The organism is Streptomyces kebangsaanensis (assembly GCF_001906585.1).
Lineage (GTDB): Bacteria > Actinomycetota > Actinomycetes > Streptomycetales > Streptomycetaceae > Streptomyces > Streptomyces kebangsaanensis.
On the sequence record NZ_JUJA01000099.1, the window covers coordinates 54199 to 54727 of the forward strand.

Annotated in this window: 1 protein-coding gene; it reads left to right on the forward strand. The window is 71.6% G+C overall.

The window, feature by feature from the left end; genetic code table 11:
• Positions 1-121: 121 nt before the first annotated feature.
• A partial coding sequence (locus RH94_RS43415; RefSeq protein WP_234425780.1) for an ATP-binding cassette domain-containing protein occupies positions 122-529 on the forward strand: 408 nt, incomplete at its 3' end.

Sequence of the window (529 nt, forward strand, 5' to 3'; positions counted from 1 at the left end):
AGACGGAGCTGCGGCAGGACACCGACCTCGACACGCTGAGCGAGCTGTCGCCCGCCGCGGCCGAGAGCGAGGCGGCGGCACGGGTCGCGAAGAAGCTCCTCGGGAAGTGAGAGGACACTCCATGATCGAGGCCCATTCCCTCACGAAACGCTACGGCGAGCGCATCGCCGTGGACGATCTCAGCTTCACGGTGCGTCCCGGTACGGTGACCGGGTTCCTCGGGCCGAACGGGGCCGGCAAGTCCACCACGATGCGGATGCTCCTCGGACTGGACGCGCCCACCTCGGGCCGGGCCGTGGTCAACGGCAGGAGCTACGCCGAGCACCGGGCGCCGCTGCACGAGGTGGGGGCGATGCTGGAGGCGCGTGCCGTCCACACCGGGCGCAGCGCGTACCACCACCTGCTGGCGCTCGCCGCGACCCACGGGATCCCCTCGCGCCGGGTGAACGAGATGATCGATCTCGTGGGCCTGCGCGCGGTGGCGAGGAAGCGGGTCGGCGGCTTCTCCCTGGGCATGGGGCAGCGGCTC